General features: G+C 61.0%; 14 protein-coding genes and 1 riboswitch. Of the genes, 9 read left to right on the forward strand and 5 right to left on the reverse strand.

All coding sequences use genetic code 11. The features are described from left to right. Positions 1 to 29: 29 nt before the first annotated feature. Positions 30 to 157, reverse strand: a riboswitch (SAM riboswitch). A gap of 150 nt (positions 158 to 307) precedes the next feature. Then, positions 308 to 3,997, forward strand: coding sequence for a DEAD/DEAH box helicase (locus tag VSX42_RS07035; protein WP_326503607.1), 3,690 nt, complete (start codon positions 308 to 310; stop codon positions 3,995 to 3,997). A gap of 2 nt (positions 3,998 to 3,999) precedes the next feature. Continuing rightward, positions 4,000 to 5,316 carry an MFS transporter gene (locus VSX42_RS07040; RefSeq protein ID WP_326503608.1) on the forward strand — a complete coding sequence of 439 codons (1,317 nt, stop codon included), beginning with the start codon at positions 4,000 to 4,002 and terminating at the stop codon, positions 5,314 to 5,316. Here the strand turns inward: VSX42_RS07040 and VSX42_RS07045 are convergent. The 3 genes from VSX42_RS07045 to VSX42_RS07055 all read right to left on the reverse strand — a co-directional run bounded on the left by VSX42_RS07045 (position 5,313) and on the right by VSX42_RS07055 (position 9,557). After that, positions 5,313 to 6,146, reverse strand: a complete 834-nt coding sequence (locus VSX42_RS07045) for an aldo/keto reductase (RefSeq protein WP_326503609.1) — start codon at positions 6,144 to 6,146, stop codon at positions 5,313 to 5,315. The two genes, VSX42_RS07040 and VSX42_RS07045, sit on opposite strands and share 4 nt — an antisense overlap. A 53-nt stretch (positions 6,147 to 6,199) precedes the next feature. Beyond that, a complete protein-coding gene (locus tag VSX42_RS07050; protein WP_326503610.1) occupies positions 6,200 to 7,078 on the reverse strand; it encodes an aldo/keto reductase in 879 nt (292 codons plus the stop codon). Between the two features lie 112 nt (positions 7,079 to 7,190). Further along, complete coding sequence (locus tag VSX42_RS07055; protein ID WP_326503611.1) at positions 7,191 to 9,557, reverse strand: Tex family protein; 2,367 nt, start codon at positions 9,555 to 9,557, stop codon at positions 7,191 to 7,193. Between the two features lie 266 nt (positions 9,558 to 9,823). Between VSX42_RS07055 and VSX42_RS07060 the strand changes: the two genes are divergently transcribed. After that, entirely contained in the window at positions 9,824 to 11,275 is a 1,452-nt protein-coding gene (locus VSX42_RS07060) for a hypothetical protein (RefSeq protein ID WP_326503612.1), read from the forward strand. Between the two features lie 34 nt (positions 11,276 to 11,309). After that, positions 11,310 to 12,152: an HNH endonuclease family protein gene (locus tag VSX42_RS07065; RefSeq protein ID WP_326503613.1), complete on the forward strand. Its 843-nt coding sequence runs from the start codon at positions 11,310 to 11,312 to the stop codon at positions 12,150 to 12,152. Here VSX42_RS07065 and VSX42_RS07070 read toward each other — a convergent pair. Further along, complete coding sequence (locus VSX42_RS07070) at positions 12,149 to 13,582, reverse strand: amino acid permease (RefSeq protein WP_326503614.1); 1,434 nt, start codon at positions 13,580 to 13,582, stop codon at positions 12,149 to 12,151. The genes VSX42_RS07065 and VSX42_RS07070 overlap by 4 nt on opposite strands. 287 nt (positions 13,583 to 13,869) lie before the next feature. Between VSX42_RS07070 and VSX42_RS07075 the strand changes: the two genes are divergently transcribed. The 5 genes from VSX42_RS07075 (at position 13,870) to trmB (ending at position 19,782) form a co-directional block, all read left to right on the forward strand. Continuing rightward, positions 13,870 to 14,277 carry a hypothetical protein gene (locus VSX42_RS07075; RefSeq protein ID WP_326503615.1) on the forward strand — a complete coding sequence of 136 codons (408 nt, stop codon included), beginning with the start codon at positions 13,870 to 13,872 and terminating at the stop codon, positions 14,275 to 14,277. A 149-nt stretch (positions 14,278 to 14,426) separates the two neighbouring features. Then, positions 14,427 to 16,118 (forward strand): sodium:alanine symporter family protein, encoded by a 1,692-nt coding sequence (locus VSX42_RS07080; protein WP_326503616.1) that lies wholly within the window; start codon positions 14,427 to 14,429, stop codon positions 16,116 to 16,118. A 433-nt stretch (positions 16,119 to 16,551) separates the two neighbouring features. Then, a complete protein-coding gene (locus VSX42_RS07085) occupies positions 16,552 to 18,156 on the forward strand; it encodes a GMC oxidoreductase (protein ID WP_326503617.1) in 1,605 nt (534 codons plus the stop codon). Between the two features lie 20 nt (positions 18,157 to 18,176). Continuing rightward, a complete protein-coding gene (locus VSX42_RS07090; protein ID WP_326503618.1) occupies positions 18,177 to 18,803 on the forward strand; it encodes a hypothetical protein in 627 nt (208 codons plus the stop codon). A 157-nt stretch (positions 18,804 to 18,960) separates the two neighbouring features. Then, positions 18,961 to 19,782: a tRNA (guanosine(46)-N7)-methyltransferase TrmB gene (gene trmB / locus VSX42_RS07095; RefSeq protein WP_326503619.1), complete on the forward strand. Its 822-nt coding sequence runs from the start codon at positions 18,961 to 18,963 to the stop codon at positions 19,780 to 19,782. An 86-nt stretch (positions 19,783 to 19,868) separates the two neighbouring features. Here trmB and VSX42_RS07100 read toward each other — a convergent pair whose 3' ends face one another. Continuing rightward, positions 19,869 to 21,320 (reverse strand): sodium:alanine symporter family protein, encoded by a 1,452-nt coding sequence (locus VSX42_RS07100; protein WP_326503620.1) that lies wholly within the window; start codon positions 21,318 to 21,320, stop codon positions 19,869 to 19,871. Between the last annotated feature and the right edge of the window lie 133 nt (positions 21,321 to 21,453).

A 21,453-nucleotide genomic window follows, 5' to 3' on the forward strand; every position in this document is an offset into this window, starting at 1 on the left:
GTTGCGCGTAAAGTGCGCATTCCTTTCGAAACTTGCTCTTGCCTGCACCAAACAGCGCCAAAATGCGCGATGCAGACCGCTTCGTCATCCGAGCCACCCGTGAACATGGGGTTGGCGTTCAACCAAAGTCGGAGCTTGACAGTTGAATCTCTTGAAGCTGGTAAAAGCATAACCCGCTCTCAGCGCTTCTGTAAACACCGGTCTCAGAAATTTTTCTTTCTGTGACGAACCAGCCCATGAGCACGGCGGGTAAGGCGATGCGATACGCTAGAAGACTAGGTATTTGCTCTGTTGTGAAGGTGCGCCTGTGTCTACTTCTTTCCCTGAAATCCCGGTGACAGCCCCCGCCATTATTCGGCAGGTGGGCTCTGGTGCCTACACGCGGGGGCAGCGGTATATGCGGGAGGGTAACGTCATCCGTTACACCTATGACGAGCAAGCTCGGGTACTGGAGGGGCAGGTGGCTGGCTCTGGTTCTGCTCCCTACATCGCGCGGGTGGCTTTCCCCGCGGAGGTCGCTGCGGGCTCCTATGCTTTTTCGGCGACTTGTTCTTGCCCAGTGGCCCATAACTGCAAGCATGCGGTGGCGCTGATGTTGACCGCTATTGACCGTACGGCCAAGGCCAAGCGGGCTATGACGGCGTCCTCAAGCACCTGGAAGACCACAGCGAGCACCGACGAGAAGGTGCAGGAAATCCTGGAGATGGCCGATACGGTGGGCCTGCAGCGGGCCGCGGATCTGCTGCGCGAGCACCGGGGCGAGCAGGTAAGCGCCGGCACCGAGGAGCAGGCGGACGCCGATGCTCGGGCTGGGCAGTCCCTACCGGCTTGGTGGCGGTCTCTGGCACACTCGTTAGCCGCCCGCCCCAGCTACGATAGCCGCAACCACCGGGTGACCGGTGCCCTTGATTTGCGCCTGGTGGTGCCCGGTAAATACGGGTGGACCAAGAACATCGGGGCGCCCCGTGTATCGCTTGAGGCCCGGCCCCTGATGATGGGGGCCCGAGGCAAGTGGATTAAGGGCGGTTTGAGCTGGGAGAAGTTTTCGGGTTCTGCCGCCGGGTTGGCGGGAACCGGTCTGCTCCCCGAGCACGCGGCCTGGTTCAATGAGTTTTACGCGGTGATTCGGGGCTCCCAGTCCATCTATTCCTCCCACCGCGACTGGGCTTCTATCTCTAATGTGGATTCTTCCCTGCTCTGGCAGATGCTGGAATCTGCTAGCGAGGTGGGTCTGTCTATCCTCTTAGACGGCAAAGAAACAGGCCTGACTATCGCGAGCGCCCCCCAGGTTGAACTGGCCCTTGAACCGGTACCCGAGCGGGGGTCGTCCGCCGATGCCCTGCGTCTGACTCCCCTGCTCCGCTGGGGGGCATACACCCTACCCGCTAGTTTTACCCACAAGCTAGGCAATAACCGGCAGGGCTTTATTGCCCTGGGCGGGGCGGCTCAGGAGACCTATGCGAAGACTGCGGCCGCCGCCCGCTGGGACTCCACCCTGCCCTCAGCTCTGGCCCAGGCTGAGGACGTAGCACCCGTGGACCGCCCCTCCTGGCTCACCGCTGACTCCGAGCTGGTGCTCATTCCCTTAGCTGAGCCGCTGGATGCGGTTGCCGAATCCCTGATATCAGGTGAGCCGGTCACCGTGCCGGCTGCCGACGTCCCCGCCTTTTTTGCCGACTACTACCCTCCCCTCACTCGGGCGCTGCCCATCTCAACAAGTAGCGAAGAGCTAGAGCTGCCGGCCGTCCGAATGCCCACCCTGGTGCTGAGCATTGCCTTTGACGAGCCAGGCCCACCCTTCACCGCCCACACCGCCTGGCACTGGGAGTACCCTGTCAACCCCACCGGCGATGACAGCGACTTTCTTAGGCTCGATGCCCTGGGTTACCCAGGCGAAGACCGGGCCGATGTGCGCGATACCGCCCACGAATACCGGGTGCTTAAAGAGGTTAAAAAGGTTCGCCCCGGCGTGCCCTTCACCCGCCACTACACCGAGAACTGGGGCACCCGCACCTTGCTCGAAACCTATGTGCCCGACTACGAGCAGATTGAAGGCGTGCGGGTCAATATCAGAGGCCCAAAACCTGAGTTCCGTGAGCTTGACGCAGCCCCCGAAATTATCGTCACGGTCGACGACACCCGCCGCCGCGACTGGTTCGGGCTGGGCGTCGCTATCAAGGTCGGGGACTGGCATGTGGCCTTCTCAGAGGTCGTTGCCGCCCTGGCCAAGGGCCAAACCCACCTGCTCCTGGGCAACGGCCAATACTTTACCCTTGACCGGCCCGAATTCATGAAATTACAAGAGCTGCTGCGCGAAGCCGCCCAGCTCACCGATAAAACAGGGCCGCTCGAAATCAACCGTCACCAGGTGGGCCTGTGGGAAGAACTCGAAGAGCTTGCCGCCGAAACCCAGACCGTAGCCGCCTGGGACGAGCAGGTTTCGGCCCTGCTCAACCTCGATGATCACTCCCCTGCCGAGGTGCCCACCGGCTTACAGGCCACCCTGCGCCCCTACCAGGTGGAGGGCTACCAGTGGCTAGCCTTCCTATGGGAACACGGCTTAGGCGGCGTACTGGCCGATGACATGGGTCTGGGCAAGACCCTGCAAACTATCGCCCTCTTCCTGCACGCCCAGGAAAAGAGGCAGGACGCCGCCGGTCAGCTAGGCGGGGCAGAAGCCGGGGCGGACGCGTCCGCCCCCTTCCTGGTGGTTGCCCCCACCTCGGTGGTGCCCAACTGGGTGCGGGAAATCAAACGCTTTGCTCCCTCACTACAGGTTGTCGGCGTTGAAGAGTCGGTACGGAAATCTAAGCAGCGCCTGGCCAATACCGTCGCCTCAGCCGACGTGGTGGTGACCAGCTACGCCCTCTTCCGCATCGACGAAGAACACTACTTTGACCTGGGCAGCCAGCATCCCTTCGAGGGGCTGGTGCTCGATGAAGCCCAGTTCGTCAAAAACGCTAAGACCAAGGCCCACCAGGCCGCCCGCGACCTGCCTGCCCGCGTCAAGATTGCGGTAACCGGTACCCCCATGGAGAACAACCTCATGGAGCTGTGGTCCATGTTCTCTATCGCCGCCCCCGGGCTCTTCCCTTCGGCTCGCGCTTTCAAGGACGTCTACGCCACCCCCATCGAGTCCGGCGAAGAAACCAAGGCCCTGGGCAGGCTGCGCCGCCGCATTCGTCCGCTCATGAAGCGCCGCACCAAAGAACTGGTGGCCGCCGACCTGCCCGAGAAGACCGATATGCGCATCGATGTACCCCTAGCCCCGGCCCACCGCAAGGCCTACGACACCCACCTGCAGCGCGAGCGCCAGAAGATCCTAGGCCTGCTGGAGGATATCGACAAGAACCGCTTCACCATCTTCCAGTCCCTCACCACCCTGCGCCGCCTGGCGCTCGATGCCACCCTCATTGATGCCGAACGCTACGCCGGATTGGAGTCGTCCAAGCTGGATTATCTGGAGCAGAACCTGCCCGAAATTATCCACGACGGCCACCGGGCCCTGATTTTCAGCCAGTTCACCGGCTACCTCAAGAAGGTCGCAGGCAGACTCTCTGACATGGGGATTCCCTACCTCTACCTGGACGGCTCCACCCGCAACCGCGGGGAGCTGCTCGAAGAGTTCGAGTCGGGCACCGCCCCCGTCTTCCTGATCTCCCTCAAGGCAGGCGGCTTCGGTCTGAATCTGACCAGCGCCGACTACTGCTTCATCATGGACCCCTGGTGGAACCCGGCTGCCGAACAGCAGGCCGTTGACCGTGTGCACCGTATCGGGCAGACCAAGAACGTGATGGTCTACCGCCTGGTCTCAGCGGGAACCATTGAAGAGAAGGTCATGGAACTCAAAAAATCTAAGGCAGCCCTCTTCGACGCAGTAGTCGATGAGGGGGCTTTCTTTGCCGCCCAGCTCACCGCCGCCCAGATACGCGACCTACTGGCTGCCCCGGAAACGGACGCCGGGCAGGGCACCGTCTCAAAGAAGATAGGAGAGTAACCGTGGGCAAGATTCTCATGGACTTCACTCCGCTCACTTACTCCCCCGATTTCAGACGCATCTGGCTCGGCGGGCTCTTCTCAACCATCGGCTTTGCCATCACCAGCGTGGCAATCGCCCTCGAAATTTACGCGCTCACAGGCTCTGCCGGGGCCGTGGGCCTGGTGGGTCTAGTATCGGTAGTGCCCCTGGTCATTGGCGGGCTCTACGGAGGCGTGATCGCCGACCGCTATGACCGGCGCAAGGTCGCCCTATTAGCCACCCTCGGTATGTGGGGCGTCACCGTACTCATCGCCCTGCACGCCTGGCTCAACATCCACAGCGTGGCGGTACTCTACGCCCTCATCGCTGCAGAATCCCTGCTCCAGCCCATCAACCAGTCCGCCCGCGGGGCTATCATCCCCCGCCTTATCAAGCCCCGCCTGCTCCCGGCAGCCAACACCCTCATGATGTCGGTGGGCACCCTGGGTATGAGCGCCGGCCCCCTGCTGGGCGGCCTCTTGGTGGCCTCCGTCGGCTACCAGCTCACCTACTCCATCAACGTTTTCGCGATGACCGTTGGTATCTGGGCCCTCTACCGGCTCCCAGCTATGCTCCCCGAGCAGAGCGGGGAGGCACGTCCGTCCGTCCTGACCTCGATCCGCGAGGGGCTGGGCTTTGTGCGCCGCAATACGGTGGTGGGCATGACCTTCGTAGTGGATATTCTCGGCATGTTCTTTGCCCAGGCCCGCCCGCTTATCCCGGCGCTGGCCGCCTTAACCTTCGGCGGCGGTGAAGCCGGGGCCGGCCTGCTACTAGCTGCCGGCCCCGTAGGTGCCCTCATCGGGGTGTCTTTCTCGGGCTTCCTCAAGGACGTCCGCCGCCAAGGGCGCTTCCTCACCCTCAGCTATACCGGGTGGGGGCTGGGCTTTATCGCCTTCGGGCTCATCGCCTGGGCTTATGAGGGGCGAGTTCCCAGCGCCTCTATCACCGAAAACCTGCTGCCGCTCAGTCTGGCTTTTGCTGCCCTGGCTTTCATGGGCTGGGCGGACGCCCTGGGGTCGGTCTACCGCTCCACCATTATTCAGGTAGCTACCCCCGACGCCCTGCGCGGACGCCTACAGGGGCTCTTCATCATCACGGTAGCGGGCGGGCCCAACCTGGGCATGGCCTTTGTGGGCGGTGCCGCCGAGCTGGTGGGCTCCCCCTTAGCTGCGGTCGTCGGCGGAACCCTGGTGATGATCACCATCGCCCTAGCGACGCTGGCGGCACCTGCCCTCTGGCGCTATGTGCCCGAGCCTATCCCCGAAACACGGCAGCAGCCTATCGTTAACTCCTAGAAGTCGATATCTGCCGGGTCGGGGCCGATTCGGCCTTCGGCTGATGAGAGCGCGTCAATCTTTGAAACCTCGTCGCCGGTCAGAGCTACCTTGAGGGACTCGTAGTTGGAAACGATACGCTCGGGGGTTACCGACTTAGGGATGGCGACGATGCCGTGGGCTCGGTGCCAGGCAAGTATGACCTGGGCAGGGGTGGCACCGTGGGCTTCTGCGATCTCGCCGATAACGGGGTTCTCCAGAAGATCGGAGCGGTTGCCCAGGGGGCTCCACGCTTCGGTGACGATGCCCAGTTCTGCGTGTACCTCACGCAGGTTTTCCTGGGCGAAGTAGGGGTGCAGCTCAATCTGGTGGATAGCGGGCACTACACCGGTTTCGGCGACGATTTCACGCAGCTGCTCTTCGGGGAAGTTGGAGACGCCAATGGACTTGGCCTTACCCTGCTTCTGCAGCTCAATCAGAGCCTTCCAGGTATCGACGTAGAGGCCCTGGGCGGGCTTAGCCCAGTGAATCAGCAGCAGGTCCACGTAGTCGGTGCCCAGGCGTTCCAGGGAGGCTTCGGCAGCGGCCAGAGCCTGCTCATAGCCCTGCTCATCGTTCCACACCTTGGTGGTGAGGAAGACGTCCTCGCGGGCTACGCCGGAGTCAGCGATTGCCTTGCCGGTGCCTTCTTCATTGCCGTAGATTTTGGCGGTGTCGATGTGGCGGTAGCCAGCCTCAAGGGCCAGGCCGACGACCTTTTCGGCGGTGTCGTTTTCTACCTGCCAGACGCCGTAGCCCAGCTGGGGGATGCTGTTGCCATCGTTGAAGGTGAGGCGGGGTGACTCAGTCATAATTTTTCCTTTCACATATGCACGGTCACACCCCACTCTAGTCCTCCCTACTCTTACCCCCTAGCCTGTTCGGTAGGGGTGAACGAACGCCTGTCGCTGTATTCGGGGGCTCCCAAATCACCTTCAGCAGGGTCGCCACCGAGGCGGTGCCTGCGTTCGAGGGCTTCGATAGCCGCTATCTCGTCAGGGGTTAGTTCGGTGCCCTGCACCGCCAGGTTGGAGGCCATGCGGGCGGGTGTTTCGGTCTTGGGGATAACGACGTTGCCGGCTGCCAGGTGCCAGGCCAGCACCAGTTCGGCTACCCCGATGCCCCGGTTATCTGCCAGCTTTTTCAGAGTGGGGTCGTTGAGCACCAGGCCGTTGCCGAGAGGGCTCCAGGCTTCGGTGAGGGCGCCGCGGGCCAAGTTGGCTGCCCGCATACGGGTTTGGGTGAGATAGGGGTGCAGTTCAATCTGGTTGACCGCCGGGGTGACGCCGGTATCGCTGATAATCTGATCAAGCTGAGTGTCGGTGAAGTTGGAGACGCCGATGGAACGCACCAGCCCGCGTTCGCGCAGCTCGACCAGGGCTTCCCAGGAGGTCCGGTAGCGCCCAAGACCAGGCTGGGCCCAGTGAATAAGGTAGAGATCGAGGTAGTCCAGGCCCAGAAGTTCCAGGGAGCGTTCGGCCGCTTCGATGGCTGTGTCGTAGCCCTGGTCGGTGTTCCAGAGCTTAGTGGTCACGAAGAGCTCAGCGCGGGGTAGGCCGGATTCGGCCACAGCCTGCCCCACTCCCGCTTCGTTCTTGTAGATGGTGGCGGTATCGATGTGGCGGTAGCCGGCTTCGAGGGCAGTGGTGACAGCAGCGGCGGTGGTTTCAGGAGCAATCCGGCAGGTGCCAAAACCCAGCTGGGGAATGCTGCGGCCATCGTTCATGGTCAGGGACAGGTTCATGGTGAAATCCTTTGCTGTAGAGAATTCTGGGGCCGGGTGCGGTGGCAGCCAGCTGGCTCGGGGCTGGCGTTCAGGGTGCTGGTTGCAGCCGTATCCCGCCCCGCCGCTCTGGCTAGCGGCGACGGCGTCCGCTCGTCTTGCGGGACTTAGGTTCTGGCTCTTCGAGAAGCAGGGAGAGGGAGATACGCTTGCGGGCGGGGTCGGCTTCAACCACGCGCACCTGCACGATGTCGCCGGATTTGACGATGGTGTGGGGGTCGGAGACGAACTCGCGGCTCATCTGCGAGACATGTACCAGGCCGTCCTGGTGCACACCGATATCGACGAAAGCGCCGAAGGCCGCGACGTTTGAGACGGTTCCTTCAAGAATCATGCCGGGGGTAAGGTCCGCGATTGTTTCGATGCCTTCTTCGAAGCGGGCGGTGCGGAAGGTGGGGCGGGGGTCTCGGCCGGGGGCAGAAAGTTCGGTGATGATGTCGGTGATGGTGGGCAGGCCGACGGTGGCTGTGGTGAAGTCACGCGGGTTGAGGGCAGCGAGGGCTTCTGCCCTCACTTTGCCCTGGGTGAAGCCGCCGGCTGCGGCCACAATCTTGCGGGCAAGGTCGTAGGATTCGGGGTGCACGCCCGAGGCGTCCAGGGGTTCGCTGCCGTCGGTGATGCGGACGAAGCCGGCCGCCTGTTCAAAGGCCTTGCGGCCGAGGCGGGGCACCTTAAGCAGGTCGGTACGGCGGGTGAAGGGGCCGTGCTCGGTGCGGTAGGTGACGATGTTGTCGGCGATGGTCTTGTTGAAGCCCGCTACCCGGGAAAGCAGGGCAGGGGAGGCTGAGTTGACGAGTACGCCCACAGCGTTGACGGAGTCTTCGACCACGCCGTCAAGAGCCCGGGTAAGGGCGGCCGGGGAAACGTCGTGCTGGTACTGGCCAACGCCGATGGATTGGGGTTCGATTTTGACCAGTTCGGCCAGGGGGTCCTGCAGGCGGCGGGCGATAGAGACCGCGCCGCGCAGGGAGACGTCCATGTCGGGTAGTTCGCGACTGGCCAGTTCTGAGGCTGAGTAGACGGAGGCGCCAGCTTCGGAGACTACCACTTTTTCAAGACCGCGGTAACCGTTGGCCGTGCACTGTTTGATGAGGTCGCTGGCAAGTTTGTCGGTTTCGCGACTGGCGGTTCCGTTACCGATGGCTACGAGCTCTACCCGGTGGGTCTGCACCAGCTGGGTGAGGGTATCGAGGGAGGCCTGCCACTGGTTTCGGGGGGCGTGGGGGTAGATAACGTCGGTGGTCAGCACTTGGCCGGTCTGCCCGATAACAGCGATCTTAACGCCGGTGCGCAGGCCGGGGTCGAGCCCGAGGGTGGCGCGGGAGCCAGCGGGTGCTGCCAGCAGCACATCGCGCAGGTTCGAGGCGAAGACGGCGATGGCGTCCTTTTCCGCCTGCTCGAAGAGGGAGGTTCGGACTTCTGCGGCGAGGCGGGGTAGTAGGCGCTGACGCCAGGCGATGCGCGCGGTCTTGGCCAGCCAGCCGACGACCATGGTTTCGTCGGAGACCATGTTGAGCACCTGGGCCCCGATCCCCAGGGCCTCAGCTACGGCGCGTTCGTACCAGCTGCGCTCCCGGTCGTATTCTTCGGCCAAAATTTCAGCGGCTTCGCGGGCGGCGCCCTTGAGGGAGGACTTGGCCGGGGGTAGTACATCCACATCAAAACTGACCTTAACGGCGCCTTCTTTTTCGGCGCGGAGCAGGGCCAGCACCCGGTGGGAGGGAATGCGGCGGATTTCTTCGTTGAACTCGAAGTAGTCGCTGAATTTGGCCCCGGCTTCCTGCTGGCCGGGAATCAGGCGGGAGGTGATGACGCCGCGGCGGACGAAGCGCTGGCGGAGGGTTTCGGCTAGGCCGGGGTCGGTCATGGCCTGCTCAATCAAGATGGCACGGGCCCCGTCTAGGGCGTTGTCGACCGAGGCGACGGTCGCCTCAACGGTGCCGGGTTCGGCATCGGCCAGTTCGGGTTCGACGTAGGCGTCAGCTATATCGGCGGTGGGGGCAAAGGGAACTTCAAGCAGGTCTTCAACCAGGGACTCCAGCCCAGCCTCACGGGCAAGAAAGGCCAGGGTCTTGCGCTTGGTTTTGTGGGGGGCGTAGAGCGCTTCGAGCTCGTTTTTAGTCGGGGCGGACGCCAGCGCGGCGGCCAGCTCGTCGGTGAGCAGGGCGCGTTCGTGGAGGGTCTGCATAATGGCGGCCCGGCGCTCTTCAAGTTCCCGCAGGTAGCGCAGACGTTCGGCCAGGGTACGCAGTTGGGCATCGTCCAGCCCACCGGTGGCTTCCTTGCGGTAGCGGGCGATAAAGGGCACGGTAGCCCCGTCATCGAGTAGGGCTACGGCTGAGCGCACCTGGTTGGCCAGGGCACCGAGTTCTACAGCGATACGTTCCTCGATAGGTGGAAGGGGGGTTTGGGAGTCTGCTACCGCGCCTGCATGTGTCATAGTTTCTAGTTTCTCATACCGGTTTTACTACCGGGATCAGCAGGGCAGACCGGCCAGGGGGCGCACCCCAGCCGCCCAAGGCCCCCAAGCCGGGGCCAGGCGTCCGGTCATCTGCGTGTAATAGTTACGCTTGCAGTGGTCAGAGAGGGGTAGCACCCCTTAAAGTGGTGCTACATGGGTATTCTTGGGACCGGTCTAGGCAGGCCTACCCCAAACTTTTTCATCCCAAACACAATCTTGTATGACCTTTGCTTTGGAGAACCACCGTGCCAGATGCAGCTAACCTTACCTACACAGAGTTCTGCGAACGCTACGACTCCCTGCTAGGTGGGCTCGCGCGCATGGGCTGGACCTCCTCTGAAGCTGTACACCGCGCGTCCGTGCTGTACCCCGATATTGACCGCGACCTGCTGGACCAGGCCGTGCATTCCGGCCGCTGGCTCTTTGGCGGCGGCCAGGGGCAAACCCACTCAAACGTACTCATGGCCTCAGCTATCTGGTATGCGGTAGCTGTCAGTTATGCCCTTGAGCCCGACTACGAGTACGCTGCGGTTGGTCTTGACCCCACCATCATCCAGGATCTTCCGCGCATGCTTGAGTCCTTTGCGGTGCCTTCTGATGCGATTGCCGGTGTCGTTGGGCGCATTGGTGCTGCCCTCAAATACATGGCAGAGCTCCCCTATACCCTGCTTGAGGAGCAAGCCTACGATGATTTCCTCGCTAACCTACCGCAGGAAATTGCCCATATCTCTCGCGGAGATTTCTCCTGGCCCCCGTCCCGCGCACTGATTGAAGACCGCCTGGGGGACCGTTCCTGGTCGAAGGCCCTGCTGAAGGTGGGAGTCTGCCCGCCAGACGCTGAAGATCAGGGTATTAAACTCGAGGCCCACAGCCTGAGCGAGCGCACCTTCCGCAATACCCTGGGCGAGTTCCTGAACTACTGTATTCGCTACGACCGTAAGCCCTCAGTGCTGCTCTACGGCAGCTGGGCTGAAGACCCTGCCCGGAGCGGACGCGTGCCCCGCCTGGGCTCGGTTCGGGCCAAGTACGGTTCCTGGCACCTGGCCCTGCAGGCTGGCCGCCAGATGCTTAACGATGCCCTGGCTATGGGGGGCTCACCAGCCCTACCTGCCAGGTCTGTCGCCCAGCCCCCCGTGGACCCCACTGAGCCTCTTAACATCGAAGATATCCAGGCCCAGGGCATCGGTGTGGTGCGGCCCAAACCACTGAGCGACAGCGAGCGCTCGGCCCGCGCCTGGCAGGGGCTGATTTCGGTGATGGAGCAGCGCCTGGAGGAGCTGCCCTGGAGCCTTTCCCTACGCATGTACTACATCTCCCCCGAGGTGGTGGCCACCGGGGACTACACCAACTACGTCAGTATTCTGCGCTCTCCCGCAGGCTACTTCTGTGAGCTGACATCGCCTGAAGAGTTTGGCCTGATTGAGGTAGAACTCGATACGGAGTTTCTGGAGGGAGCAGGCTGGAGGACGCCCGCGGCAAGCGGACGCTGGACCCGCAACTTCCTGTCGGTCAAGGACGCCGCGCACGGCATTATTGAGGCGATGCGCGAGGGTATGGGCTGTGACCACTCCGATTATTTCCAGTCGGATGACCCCACAGGTAGCCCCGCGGCCAATGTCGCCCACCCCAGCACCGGATCTATCCCCATGGTGCCGGTGACCGGCAGCGGCTATGTGGTGATTGAGGGCTTTGACTAGAATGCCCAGCTTACGGGGCTAAAATAGGTGACCTATGAGCACCTCCCGCAAGCGCCGTTCCGCGCCCCGTCTTTCCTCGCCCAGTGACCGCCAGATTCGTGCGGGTGTCCGCTTTGTAGCGGATTTACCCCGGGGTCTGCGGCGGGCGCTAGCCCTTCTGCTGATTGCGGTACTGCTGGTAGGCGGTGTGCTCTGGCTGCGGTCGCACCAGTGGAGTGTGCGGTCTGCTCTCGATAGCCTGCTCAACCCTGCGGGTACCGCTGTGAGTACCGGGTTTGTGGGTTCGGGGGTGCAGACCTATTCCACGGCGAGCGAGGTACTTGCTACCCTCACCGTCGCTGAGCCTTACGCCCAGACCCGCTACAAGCGGGATGCCTACGGGAACCCCTGGGCTGATATTGACAAAAACGGCTGCGACCAGCGCAACGATATTCTCACCCGCGACCTGACCAACCTCGATATTGCGAGTAACTGCTATGTGCTCTCGGGGAATCTCGTAGACCCTTACACAGCTGAGAGCATTAATTTTACGCGCGGCCCCAAGACCAGCGAAGCCGTACCGATTGACCACGTTGTGGCCCTCTCTAATGCCTGGGTTTCGGGGGCCTGGCAGTGGAGTGCCGAGCAGCGCCTCCTGCTCGCAAACGACCCACTCAATCTGCAGGCGGCGGGGCAGGCGGCAAATACCGAGAAGTCCGATAAGAGCGCGGATGCCTGGCTCCCCCAGCCAGGTTACCGGTGCGAGTATGTGGCGCGGCAGATATCGGTGAAAGCTGCCTACCAGCTCACTGTCACGGGCGCTGAAAAGCGGGCTATGCAGGGCGTCCTTGCGACGTGCCCTGAACAGCCCGCTTACAGGTCTAACTTCGCTGGCTAGTTGTTCTTGGCCTTTTCTTCGGCGCGGGCGGTGAGGGTCTGGCCGCGGTTCTTGCGGTAGACCATCCACCAGCCTGCCCCCAGCAGGGCATACCAGACCGGCATGGCAATCAGGGCCTGGCGGGTGTCTTCGTACATAAAGAGCAGCACGATGACGCCCGCGAAGAAGGCGAGTACGGCGTAGCAGGTAAAGACGCCACCGGGCAGCTTGTAGACGGACGCCTCGTGTAGCTGCGGGCGGGTCTTGCGGTACTTGAGGTAGGCAATCATAATCAGCGACCAGGTAACAACGGTCAGTACCGAAGCCACAGTGGTGACCAGGGTAAAGGCCGCAATGAGGGAGTCACCCGAGTAGAGCAGGATTAGACCCGAGAAAAGCAGCACGGTGGTCAGGAAGAGACCGTTGCGGGGCACGCCGTTCTTAGAGAGCTTGCCGAAGATGGCGGGGGCGCTACCGCTTTGGGCCAGGCCGTAGATCATGCGGGAGGTTGAGAAGATGCCCGAGTTAGCGGACGAGGTCGCACTGGTAAGCACCACGAAGTTCACCAGGTGGGCGGCAAAGCCCAGGCCTGCCAGGGTGAACATTTCAACGAAGGGGCTCTGGTTGGGATCGATGTTGCGCCAGGGGGTGACCATGAGAATCACAGCCAGGGTTAGCACGTAGAAGATGATGATACGTACCGGCACCGCATTGATGGCGCGGGGCAGGGTCTTGGTGGGGTCCTTGGTCTCTGCAGCGGTGGTACCGATCAGTTCAGCGCCCAGGAAGGCAAAGATGCCGATTTGGAAGGCTGCGAAGAATCCGCTTGCGCCCATGGGGAAGAAGCCGCCGTCGTTCCAGAGGTTTGCAACGGAAGCCTTATCGCCGTTAGGGGAGGTAAAGCCAGCGATGACCATGACCAGGCCCACGATGATAAGCAGGACGATTGCCACAATCTTGATGAGGGCAAACCAGAACTCGATTTCGCCGAAGTTCTTCACGCTCGGCAAGTTCAGAGCCAGCAACAGGCCGATCAGGCAGAGAGCCGGAATCCAGGCCGGAAGGTCGGGCCACCAGAAGTGGACGTAGCTGGTGATAGCAATAATATCGGCCACACCGATAACGACCCAGGTAAACCAGTAGGACCAGCCCATCAAGAAGCCAGCGCTGGGGCCCAGCAGGTCGGTGATGAAGTCGTTGAAGGTCTTGTAGTTGAGGTTTGAAAGTAGCAGCTCACCCATGGCGCGGAGCACCAGGAAGATTACGGCACCGATGATGGCGTAGACCAGCAGCAGGGAGGGGCCTGCGAGTGAGATGGTCTTGCCCGAGCCCATAAAGAGACCGGTACCGATAGCGCCACCGATAGCGATGAGCTGGATATGACGGTTCGAAAGACCGCGCTGCAGGCCTTCTGCCGCCTGCGGTTCAGGTGTGTGCTCGGCTGTAGCCATGAGCGCCCCCTTAGAAAAGTCACAGTCCTGCCAGGAGCGAACACACCCCCTCTTCTGCGGGGAGAGCAGGGATAGCGCGCCTTTCCAGACCGGTATTTTGTTATAGTTCAGGTCAAGTGTAGTCCTTCTAGCAGGGGTGTTTTTTCCGCACAGGGTTGCCCCGGGCGTCCGCTCGTCCGCTCTTTCCCGCTGTTCAAGCCGCCACCACCGCGCTAGAATGTTTACACGGAAACAAAATTTTCTCGGGTTGCCGTGCGACTCCGAGACCCCTATCGACAGGATTTCTCATGCCCAAGCTTTCAAACGCAGCCCTCCGCCTGACCACCGGCGCTCTGATCCTCAACTCAGGCATCGGCAAGCTCTCCATGGACGAGGCCACTTACGGCCACCTCAAGGGTATGGCATCAGCCGGCGTTCCCCAGGTAGCCAAGCTCTCCGACAAGCAATTCGGTAAGGCCCTTGCCGTCAGTGAAACCGCCCTGGGCGCAGCCCTGCTGACCCCTTTCGTTTCCCCCAAGCTGGCCGGCCTGGGCCTGACCGCTTTCTCAGGCGGCCTGCTGAGCATGTACTTCGGCATTGATTCCATGACTGAAAAGGACGGCATCCGCCCCACCCAGGAAGGTACCTCCATGGCTAAGGATGTTGTCCTGCTCGGCGCAGGCCTGGCCCTTCTCTTCTCCGGTAAGAAGAAGTAGCCTTCAGCTCCTCTTTAACTTCGCCGCCCCACTCCTTCCAGGAGCGGGGCGGTTCTCTATCCTTAATAAACCAACAGGAAGCAGGCTCATCATCAGCTGTGTGATAAATTAACGAGAGCTAGACCACAGAGAAAGAAAAGGATAGACCCGTGGGCACCCTGCAAGAAGCACTCGATACAGCCAGCAGCTTCATTTGGGGCCCTTTCCTTCTCCTACCCCTGCTGATTGGCACCGGCATCTTCCTCACCGTCCGCCTGGGCTTCATCCAGCTCAGGCTCTTCACCAAGGCCATGAGCCTGCAATTCGGACGCCGCTCCCGACAAGAAGGAGCCAGAGGCGAAATATCCTCTTTCCAGGCCATGAGCACAGCGCTAGGTGCCACCGTAGGCACCGGCAACATTGTTGGCGTAGCCCTCTCCCTCAGCATCGGCGGCCCCGGAGCTCTCTTCTGGATGTGGGTTACCGCCATTTTCGGCATGGCCTCAAAATACGCCGAATGCTTCCTCGGCGTCCGCTTCCGCCACCGAGACAAGATGGGCGAACTCACCGGCGGCCCCCAGGCCTACCTGCAACGAGGCATCCCCAACCGCTTCGGAAAATTCCTCGCCACCATGTTTGCCGTCTGCTGTGTCTTTGCCTGCTTCGGCATCGGCAATATGACCCAGGCCAACGCTATCTCAGCTAACCTAGAGCACTCCTTTAATATCCCGCCCTACCTGACCGCAGGCGTCCTGGCCCTAGGTACTGCCGCAGCCTTACTGGGCGGAATTAAGACAGTCTCAAAGGTAACAGCCTTCTGTGTGCCCCTGATGATCCTGCTCTACCTGGGTTTTGGGGCCTATATCGTTGCCATCAACGCCCACATGCTACCAGAGGCCTTCGCCATGATTCTGCGCGGAGCCTTCACCGGCGAGGGGGCCCTGGGCGGGGCTGTAGGGGCCGGCATGATTTTTGCCCTCCAGGTCGGCGCCCAGCGTTCTCTCTTTTCCAACGAGTCGGGTATGGGCACAGCAGCTATCCCAGCAGCTGTGGCAACGACCTCCCACCCGGTGCGTCAGGGGCTGGCCTCTATGACCCAGACCTTCGTTGATACCATCGTGGTTATCTCTATGACCGGCTTTATTCTACTCACCACCGGAGCCTGGCAGGGTGAGGATCCAGCCACCTCAACCTCTATCGCCTTTACCACCGGCCTGCCCGGCGACTGGGGCGGCTACGTGGTGACCTTCTGCCTGGTTCTGCTGGGCTACTCTACTGTGCTGGGCTGGTCCTACTACGGGGAACGGGCCTTGGAATCTCTGGGCGGGGGTGCAAGGGCTATCGTCAGCTACCGTATGCTCTTTGCCCTGGTCTGTGGCCTAGGTGCTATCGCCCCTCTTACCCTGGTCTTTACCTTCTCAGATGTCATGAACGGTCTTATGGCCATTCCTAACCTCATTGGCCTGCTCATGCTCTCTGGCTTAGTCGCTCGCGAAACCAAGAAGTACCTCACCCACGACCCTAATTTTGAGGCAACTGTCGATAACATCGACAGTTTTATGTACGGCCACCCCGGTGGCCTGGACGCCCAAATTGACCACCAGGTTGATCTTTCCCAGAAGAACCCAACCCTGGAGCACCCCGATACAACCAGCCTCAAGATCGTCACTGAAAAGATGATTGCCGAGGACGCTGCCCAAAGCACCCAGCCCAAGATTTACGACGTCACCCTTGAAGACGTCAATACCGGGAGCATCCCCCTACAGACAGGTTCCCTACCGATCATCCAGCAGGCTAAGCCCACCTTTGGAACCCCCACCGACCCCAGGGCTATGGATGCTCCAGGTAAGACCTCACAATAATCTTTCGTATCCATCACACAGAGCTGCCCAGCTATCTAGTACATGTGATTTTTAAAGGGAGCTCGAGTCTCTTTCTCAGTCACTTGCTGCCCCTCGGTTTACCATGGCCTTTGAGACCGTATTTGGTCTACAGGGTCTAAAAATACGACTAGGAGGCATTTTGAGCCCTTCCAGGTCAAGAAACCAGTAGGCTGCTAGAAGAAGAGATAAAAAAACTTTCCAGTACAAGAGATTAGATAAGGTGACATTTCTCCCAAGGGCTCCGACATAAGCGCACCAAAAAATCCGCTAAAGTGGGGACAGAAAACATTGCACTGCGGCTTCACCTCCGCAAAAAATATTACTGAACAGCCCACAAAGCTTATGTCCACCCCCAAACGTATAAGCCCCCCGCCCTGTTCAGCACCGCACTTTTAGAAGAAGGACACCTCCCATGTCATTTACCCCAAACCGCCGCTCCGCCCTCAAGCTAACCGCAGCCGCTTCTGCTGCCTCCGCCCTGACCGCCGCAAGCACCAGCACCGCCCACGCTAACGGCCAGAAGCGTATCGCCATCATTGGCTCCGGCTACGGCGGCGCTGTAGCTGCCCGCGCCCTGACCGAAAAGGGCTATACCGTTGACATGATCGAGATGGGTGCCGACTGGGAGAAGATGGCCGCCAAGTCAAACGGCTACAAGTTCGACCAGATGACCTCCCCCACCGAGCGCTCCATGTGGTTCGAAAACCGCACCGACATGCCCCTCTCATCCATCGGCGGCCTGGACTTCGTCAACCGCTCCATCGGCCGTGCAGCCGGTGTCCTTGGTGTAGAACGCTTTGCCAACATGAAGGTCTACGTCGGCAAGGGTGTCGGCGGTGGCTCCCTTGCTAACGGTGGTATGGCAGTTACCCCCATCCAGTCCTACTTCCAGCAGGTTCTGCCCCAGCTCGATGCTGCTGAAATGTACAACACCTACTTCCCCCGCGCCAACGCCAACCTGGGCGTCGCCACACCCCCCATGGATATCGTCGGCACCTCCAAGTGGTACCAGTTCTCCCGTCTCTCAGCTGCCCAGGCAGCCAAGGCTGGCTTCCAACACCAGTTCGTTCCCAACGTCTACGACTGGGACTACATGCGCCGTGAGAACTTCGGCCGCGCCACCAGGTCAGGCCTGGGTGGCCAGGTCATCTTCGGCAACGACTACGGCAAGAAGACCCTGCCCAAGACCATCCTGGCTACCGCCTTCGCTACCGGCAAGGTCAACCTGACCACCATGACCGAGGTAACCTCCATTACCCAGCAGGCCGATGGCACCTTCTCCCTTGAGCTCAAGACCATCGACTTCCGCGGCAACCTCGTAGGCGTAGCCAAGAAGGTCTACGACCGCGTTATTATGGCAGCCGGCTCCGTTGGCACCAACCGCCTCCTGCTCCAGGCCCAGGCCACCGGCGCCATCAAGAACCTGCCCGCTACCCTGGGCACCAATTGGGGCCCCAACGGCAACATCATGGTTGCCCGTAACGTTGCTGCCGCAACCGGTGGCTACCAGTCCGGTATTCCCGCCATGGGCGTCTCAAACTGGGACAACTCAACCAACTCCGTCTTTGCAGAGCTGGCCCCCTTCCCCGCCGGTATCGACATGCGTATCGGCCTCTACCTGGCCATCACCAACAACCCCAACAAGGGCAAGTTCACCTGGAACCAGTCCACCGGCTCCATGGAACTAGACTGGGACTCCGTCAAGGCAGCCCCCGGCGTTGCAGCAGCCAAGGCCTTTATGGATAAGATCAATGCTGCCAACCCCGGCACCTCCTACAACACCGGCCTCTTCCAGGATCGCAAGACCTTCGCCGACTATTTCACCTACCACCCCCTGGGCGGTGCAGTCATCGGCGAAACCACCGACCTCAACGGTGAAGTTAAGGGTGTTCCCGGTCTCTTTGTTATGGATGGTTCCCTCATTCCTGGCAAGATTGGTGTTAACCCCTTTGTTACCATTACCGCTATTGCGGAACGTAACATGGATCGCCTGCTTGCAGCCGGCCGTTTCTCCTAAACACAGAAAGCACACACACAATGACTGCGCATAATCCCAAGCGTCGAACCATCCTGAAGGCAGGTGCCTGGGCGGCCCCCACCGTCCTAGCCACCACCGCCGTTCCCGCCTACGCAGCGAGCTTCGAAACCAGCAACCTCACCGACCTGGCTATCGAACTTACTGACCCCAGCATGGACTGGTCAACCTTCACCCCCGTCTACGACACCCCCATCTACCGTGGCCCCACCACCACCTCTAGCGTTGCTGGCCGTGCTTCCTTCCCCAAGAGCATGATCATCACCAACGTTGGTAGCGTTCCTGCTGTTGCCCCCAGCGGCACCCTGCTGACCGACATGCAGGACGTCGGAACCGATGCCAGCGGTTCCAACCAGGCTGGCACCTACGTCAACTCCACCGACCCGCTGGTCACCTTCACCTATGCCGGTTCAGGTGGCTGGGGCGTCCCCACTTTCACCTGGTCCTATGCAGGCACCCTGCAGCCCGGTGAATCTGTAGAGATTCCCCTGCGCTATTACGTGAATTTCCCCTTCTGGAATGTCCAGTACGAACTCTTCGTAGCTGTTACCGTTCTAGACGAGATGGATGGCGACTCAGACGATAACCACGAGCATATGGGTGTTACCCAGGGCACTGTTATCTACTAAGTAGATAGAGGGAATAGACCCCCAGGGGCAGGCTGCTTTCAGCCTGCCCCTTCCTGTATCTGTCAAGATATACTTATACAGATTTCCCCCCTCCCCCGGCGGCACTTAGAGTTTCCGTGTGCGCCGGTTTGCCTCTGCCAACCCCGCAAGGAGAGTTATGGAAACCAATAAGCAAAAGCAAGATTTAGCAGCCAAGGCTGAGCGGGCTGCGGCCGGCGCAGACCTCACAGCCCCCGTCCCTGAACAGTTCCACCGCCAGCCCTACTCCTTCGTCCGCCGAGGGGACCGCCTCACCGCCCGCCGCCAAAAGGCCTGGGATACCTACGCCTCCACCCACGTCCTTGACCTACCCCGCAAGATCGGCGACACCTCTGTAGCTGAGGGTGCGGTCTTCGACCAGCAGGCCCTCTACGGACGCACCGCTGCCCCTCTCGTGGTTGAAATCGGCTCCGGCCTGGGTGAAGCTATCGTCCACCGCGCCACCGAACTGCCAGATACCAACTTCCTCGCCGTCGAGGTCTACACCCCCGGCATTGCCGACCTCCTGCTCAAAATGGGGCAGGCAGGCGTTGAGAACGTGCGCGTTGCCCAGGCCAATGCCCCCGAGCTGCTCGATAACCTGCTCGAAGAGTCTTCTGTTGATGAGCTCTGGGTCTTCTTCCCCGACCCCTGGCACAAGGCCCGACACCACAAGCGTCGTCTGGTCTCCCCTGCCTTTGCAGATAAGGTAGCCCGGGTTCTCAAGCCCGGTGGTATCTGGCGTCTAGCCACCGACTGGGAAGAATATGCCCTGGTCATGCGCGAGGTCCTCGATGCCCACCCCGACTTCACCAACGCCCACGCCGGTGAGAACACCACAGAGGACGACCCGGTGGGCGGCTGGGCGCCCCGCTGGGACGGACGCGTAGTCACCAGCTTCGAGCGCAAGGCAGGTGAGGCGGGCCGCCGGGCCCACGACCTGACCTACATTCGTCGATAATAACCCGTTAGCTATATAAAGCAGGCGGGTACCCGCGCACATAGGTGCTGCAGGTACCCGCCTTGTTTTATGGGCAGAGGGTCTTCTTACTGCCCCGTTTTCTCGTAGGAGTCAATCGCTCCGGGGCGCCCCTGCATAAAGGCGTCGATTTCGGCCTTAGATGCGGTGAGTTTGGGGTCGTTGGCCAGGTAGTACTTGGTCTCTCGAACAATCAGCCCAGACATAAGGAGCAGGCCAATCAGGTTAGGAATGGCCATGAGCCCGTTGGCGATATCTGAGAAGGTCCAGGCCACGGTCAGTTCCATGGTGCAACCGAAGTAGACAATCACCGCGAAGAAAAGGCGGTAGGGGGTAACACCGCGGCGGCCCACCAGGCGCTCAATATTGCGTTCCCCGTAGTAGGCCCAGCCTAGAATGGTGGAATAAGCAAAGAGAACCAGCCCTATGGTCACGATCCAGCTGCCAGCAGGCCCAATGACCGAGGCGAAGGCCTGGCTGGTCATCACTGAGGCTGAGATATGCTCCCCGGTGGAATCGCTTGCCTGCCATATGCCGGTGACAACCAGCACCAGGCCTGTACAGCTCACCACGATCATGGTATCGATGAAGGTCTGGGTCATTGACACCAGGCCCTGACGCACCGGGTGGCTGGTTTGGGCTGCGGCAGCGGCGATAGCAGCTGAGCCCATGCCCGATTCGTTGGAGAAAATACCGCGGGCTACCCCGTACTGAACCGCATACATGAGGGTGGAGCCGGCAAAGCCGCCGACAGCGGAGGAGCCGGTGAAGGCGTCCGAAAAAATCTGGCCGAAGGCCGCGGGCAGGTCAGCGGCGTGTACACCCAGGATATAGAGGGCCCCGCCCACATAGAAGAGAATCATAATCGGAACGAACCCGGCAGTTACCTTGCCGATGGACTTAATACCGCCCATCAGCACAAAGAGGGTAATGACAGCCAGGACGATGCCGGTCAGGCCGGTAGGCAAGTGGAAGGTGTCTTCGAGGTTATGAGCGATGGAGTTACCCTGGGCGGTATTGCCGATACCAAAGGAGGCGAGCACAGCAGCAACCGCAAAGAAAAGAGCCAGGAACTTCCCCAGAAGGCCTTTAATACCGCGCTGCAGGTAGTACTGGGGGCCGCCTGACACTTCACCCTTAGCGTCAGTGGTGCGGTAGCGGACGCCCAGGAAGGCTTCGGAGTACTTGGAGGCCATACCGAAGAGGGCGCTAAACCACATCCAGAAGAGGGCACCGGGGCCGCCGATAGAAATCGCGGTGGCAACGCCCACGATGTTACCGGTACCCACGGTGGCTGCCAGGGCGGTGGTCAGGGACTGGAATTGGGAAATGTCGCCGCCGGGGGCGTCCTCGTCCTTACGTTCGAGGAAGGCCAGCCGGTTGGCAACCAGCAGTTTGGTGAGCTGGATAAACCCCAGCCGCACCGTCAGATAGATACCGGTGCCAAGAAGCAGTGGTATGAGCACAAAAGGCCCCCAGATGAGGGAGCTAATAGCGCTCAAGACGTCTTGAAAGGTCATGTGTTGTCCTTGATACAGGTCCCTGCGGGCGAGGGAGCACCGCAGCTGCGTGATGAATAAGGACGCCCCGCCGCAAGCGTGTGCACTGCGGTGGGGCGTCCTTCAACTATAGCGAGTCAAGAACAGGAAGACC

Origin of the sequence: Rothia nasimurium, assembly GCF_035916755.1 — a bacterium.
In the GTDB taxonomy this organism is placed as follows: Bacteria; Actinomycetota; Actinomycetes; order Actinomycetales; family Micrococcaceae; genus Rothia.

Coding starts and splice junctions, on each gene's coding strand:
- trmB (WP_326503619.1), top strand. CDS start 18,961: ATGGAAACCAATAAGCAAAAGCAAGATTTAGCAGCCAAGGCTGAGCGG.
- VSX42_RS07050 (WP_326503610.1), bottom strand. CDS start 7,078: ATGAACCTGTCCCTGACCATGAACGATGGCCGCAGCATTCCCCAGCTG.
- VSX42_RS07100 (WP_326503620.1), bottom strand. CDS start 21,320: ATGACCTTTCAAGACGTCTTGAGCGCTATTAGCTCCCTCATCTGGGGG.
- VSX42_RS07085 (WP_326503617.1), top strand. CDS start 16,552: ATGTCATTTACCCCAAACCGCCGCTCCGCCCTCAAGCTAACCGCAGCC.
- VSX42_RS07065 (WP_326503613.1), top strand. CDS start 11,310: ATGAGCACCTCCCGCAAGCGCCGTTCCGCGCCCCGTCTTTCCTCGCCC.
- VSX42_RS07045 (WP_326503609.1), bottom strand. CDS start 6,146: ATGACTGAGTCACCCCGCCTCACCTTCAACGATGGCAACAGCATCCCC.
- VSX42_RS07070 (WP_326503614.1), bottom strand. CDS start 13,582: ATGGCTACAGCCGAGCACACACCTGAACCGCAGGCGGCAGAAGGCCTG.
- VSX42_RS07055 (WP_326503611.1), bottom strand. CDS start 9,557: ATGACACATGCAGGCGCGGTAGCAGACTCCCAAACCCCCCTTCCACCT.
- VSX42_RS07090 (WP_326503618.1), top strand. CDS start 18,177: ATGACTGCGCATAATCCCAAGCGTCGAACCATCCTGAAGGCAGGTGCC.
- VSX42_RS07075 (WP_326503615.1), top strand. CDS start 13,870: ATGCCCAAGCTTTCAAACGCAGCCCTCCGCCTGACCACCGGCGCTCTG.